Here is a 3777-nt window from a genome sequence, read left to right on the forward strand (position 1 = left end):
CTGCAAGTCATCGACCGTCTTAAACCCACCCATCGTTTCACGCTGGGTCACAATATCCTGAGCCCGCTTTTCACCCACGCCTGGCAAGGTTTGCAATTCAACGACCGTCGCCGTGTTCAAATTGACAAGTGATGTTTCAGTGGCTGTTGTCGCTGACGTTGTCGATGGTGCGGTGGCGCTTGGTTGTCCCGGTAATGGATAGGCATCTGGCACTATTTCAGAACCGTTCGGTATATACAGTACCTGACCATTCGTCAAGGAGGCTGCCAGATTCAAGCGGGTGCGGTCGACAGTTGCCAATGTCCCGCCCGCTTTTTCAAGGGCATCCGCCATAATTGGTGGTACTGTAAATTTATAAACGCCTGGACGGTGCACAGCACCCTTCACATCAACCACGACGGTCGCCGATTGAACTGACGGCTGCACGGTCCGTGTAACCGAAACCGCTTTTTGTGTTGATTGGTCAGCCGCCACGCTTGGCGAAATATCTCGCGGTAATACTGGTGCGGTCTGTGAACACTGCCACCAAACAACTAACCCAATACCGATACCAATTAGGCCAGTTGCAAACCAAATCATATGCTGAAATCGATAATAATACGCTTTTAGATTTGCCATGTTTTTTCCTCCAGTAATAGAGACACATAACCAATCAAAAAGTCCAAAAAAAGACTGGTCCCAATTTTTCATCGGGATCAGTCTTAATCATCATTATTGTAAGTTTGGATCATTAAAGATCGTGTTCATCACTTCTTCAACCATATCAAATTCTGCATCAGTTTCGATTGGTTGCAACATACCTTCTTCATCATCCTTATTGTAGATGAATGGCATAATACCAACTTCTTCTTCGTCATCCCCATCCATCGCTGCATCTGCAGGGCCAAGGATGATGTATGACTTACCAAAATCTTCAGAGTCGAAAGAGAACAACTCAATAAATTCGTGTTCGTTGCCGTCCTCGTCAGTTAAGACGAACAATTCTGCGTCGTTCATTTTTACGTCCTTTCCAGTTAACAAAAAATGACCGATGCATCACCGGTCATTAATTGTACTAAAACATTAGTCTTCTTGCTCATCCAAGAATTGGTTCAAACGCTCTTCAACCATTGACCACTCTGCGTCGTCTTCGATTGGCGTCAAACCACCTTCAGTAGACGCAGCCGTCTCTTCAGGGTCGAAAATGTATGCTAACATTTCAACTTCTTCATCTTCGCCTGCCCCTGCTGGGTACAAGACGATGTATGACTTACCAAAATCTTCTGACTTAAACGTAAATAGCACTTCGAAAAGTTGCTCATCGCCGTTGTCGTCAACCAATGTGATAATGTCTTGCTCTTCGTCCATTATGTTTACCTCTTACTTTACAAGTGGTCCTTTGCGATCCAAATAGTTTTGGAGAATCAAAGCCGCCGCTAACTTATCAATAACCTGCTTACGCTTCTTACGAGACGCATCAGCTTCTTCAACAAGCATACGTTCTGCTTCAACCGTCGTCAAGCGCTCATCCTGAAAATCAATTGGCAAGCCAAATGTTTCCGTCAACAAATCACCATATGCACGTGCGGCATCGACGCGCGGACCGGATGTGTTATTCATGTTCTTTGGCAACCCAAGAACGAACCCCGTTGGTTGGAATTGTGCCACCAACTCCTTCATGCGCGCAATGCCAAACTCTTTCTCATCTTCATTAATGCGAATGATTTCAACACCTTGTGCTGTCCAACCGAGCAAGTCAGATACTGCCACACCAACTGTGCGTGATCCGACATCTAGACCCATTACGCGTCCCATATTATCTGACCTCTTCTTTCTGGACCAAAATTTCTCTTAAATCTCTCGGAATTTCTCAACCAAATTACTTAGACAAGTAATCCTTAACCAACGCTTCAATGATTTCATCACGTTCAAACTTGCGAATCAAATTACGCGCATCGTTTACACGTGGAATATATGCTGGATCGTTTGAAATCAAGTAACCAACAATTTGGTTGATTGGGTTGTAACCCTTTTCTTCCAACGCTGCGTACACAATCTCAAGTGTCTTACGTACGTCGTGTTCTTGGTTATTACCAAAATCAAAGACAGCTGTATTATCTAATGAAGTCATTTTCAGCCTCCTTCCGAGGTTCCCCTCAATAAAAATGCAAGTTTACTTTGCAGACAACCAATCTGCTGCTTGCGTAAATGCATCTGCAATACCCGCTGGGTTCTTACCACCCGCTTGGGCCATGTCTGGGCGACCACCGCCACCACCGCCGATAGCTGGTGCAATGGCCTTGATCAAATCACCGGCCTTAACACCCTTAGCAATCGCGTCTGGTGAAGCAGCAACCAACAAGTTAACCTTTTCACCCAAATTAGCAGCCAAAACCAACACATCTGACGGCGTTGCTTGCTTCCAGTTATCGGCTGTTGCACGCAACGCATCCATTGATTCAACGGCCATTTCAGTCGCGATAAACGTAAAGTTGCCAGCCGTTTGTACATCGTTGAACGCAGCATTGGCAGCTTGATTAGCCAGCTTTTGCTCCAATGAAGCCGCTTGACGCTCGGCATCCTTCAATTGTGCTTGCAAAGCAGCAATCTTATCGTTAACTTCTGACAATTGTGGTGCCTTAACTTGGGCCATTGCTTCGTTCAACCAAGCATCGTGTTGCTTGAACAAGTTCATTGCCCCCTGACCAGTCACTGCTTCGATACGACGTACACCGGCACCCGTACCTTGCTCGCTGACAATCTTGAACATCCCCAACTCAGCCGTTGAATTAGCGTGTGTTCCACCGTCAAACTCAACGTTGAAGTCACCGATTGAGACAACACGGACCTTCTCACCATACTTTTCAGTAAAGACTGCGACAGCCCCCAACTTCTTAGCTGATTCGATATCCGTTTCAACCCATGAAATTGGCAAGTTTTCAATAATCTTAGCGTTGATCAAATCTTCAATTTCTTGCAACTTCTCTGCTGAAACAGCGCCGTTGTAAGTAAAATCATAACGCAAACCATCTTCAGTGACCAATGAACCGGCTTGGGTTGTGTGTTCACCTAAGATGTTACGCAAAGCTTGGTCAAGCATGTGAGTCGCCGTGTGGTTCTTTGAAACCGCTGCGTGGTACGCACGGTTAACATCGAGCTTGTACGTCTCACCGGCCTTAATTTCTGCATTAACTTGCAATGTGTGCAAGTGTTGGCCATTAGGTGCATTTTGTACATCAACGACTTCAGCGACAACTTCGCCAGCTGCGTTAATGACAACACCGCGGTCAGCTACTTGACCACCCATTTCAGCGTAGAATGGCGTCACGTCAAAGATAACTTCGGCTTGACCATCCTTAGCAGACTCGACCAATTCATTATCAACAATCAGGTCTGTCAACTTAGCAGCATCAACTGTTAATTCTGACCAACCAACGTAGGTTGATTCTGTCTTCAAATCTGTCAACAAGGCATTTTGAACACCCATTGAAGCTGTGTTGCCACGAGCGGCACGGGCACGTTCTTGTTGCGCAGTCATTTCGGCATCGAAGCCAGCACGGTCAACTGTCAAGCCAGCATCAGCGGCTGATTCTTCCGTCAACTCGTATGGGAAGCCATATGTGTCATACATCTTAAAGGCAACCGCACCGTCGATAACACCACCGTTAGCCTTTGCTTCATCAATGACACCGTCCAACAATGACAAACCATCTGCCAACGTCTTGTTGAAGCGGACTTCTTCAGCTTCAACAACTGATGCAATGTAGTCTGCATTAGCCAAAACCTCAGGGTAGTAAG

Annotated in this window: 6 protein-coding genes; all 6 read right to left on the reverse strand. The window is 46.1% G+C overall.

Annotation, left to right across the window (positions count from 1 at the left end; translation table 11 throughout):
- Nucleotides 1-618: ComEA family DNA-binding protein (locus tag WEIDD23_RS11375; protein WP_062359049.1), on the reverse strand; the 618-nt coding region annotated here is incomplete at its 3' end.
- 93 nt (nucleotides 619-711) lie between these two features.
- Complete coding sequence (locus tag WEIDD23_RS11380; RefSeq protein WP_162828792.1) at nucleotides 712-1020, reverse strand: DUF1292 domain-containing protein; 309 nt, start codon at nucleotides 1018-1020, stop codon at nucleotides 712-714.
- A 42-nt stretch (nucleotides 1021-1062) separates the two neighbouring features.
- Complete coding sequence (locus WEIDD23_RS11385) at nucleotides 1063-1347, reverse strand: DUF1292 domain-containing protein (RefSeq protein WP_010369772.1); 285 nt, start codon at nucleotides 1345-1347, stop codon at nucleotides 1063-1065.
- A gap of 12 nt (nucleotides 1348-1359) precedes the next feature.
- Complete coding sequence (ruvX, locus tag WEIDD23_RS11390) at nucleotides 1360-1794, reverse strand: Holliday junction resolvase RuvX (RefSeq protein ID WP_010369776.1); 435 nt, start codon at nucleotides 1792-1794, stop codon at nucleotides 1360-1362.
- Between the two features lie 64 nt (nucleotides 1795-1858).
- Entirely contained in the window at nucleotides 1859-2110 is a 252-nt protein-coding gene (locus WEIDD23_RS11395; protein ID WP_010369780.1) for an IreB family regulatory phosphoprotein, read from the reverse strand.
- 42 nt (nucleotides 2111-2152) lie between these two features.
- Nucleotides 2153-3777, reverse strand: a 1625-nt coding sequence (gene alaS / locus WEIDD23_RS11400; RefSeq protein WP_242865523.1) for an alanine--tRNA ligase, incomplete at its 5' end; no start/stop codon positions are given.

This window comes from Weissella sp. DD23 (assembly GCF_001579105.1).
Classification (GTDB): domain Bacteria; phylum Bacillota; class Bacilli; order Lactobacillales; family Lactobacillaceae; genus Weissella; species Weissella cibaria.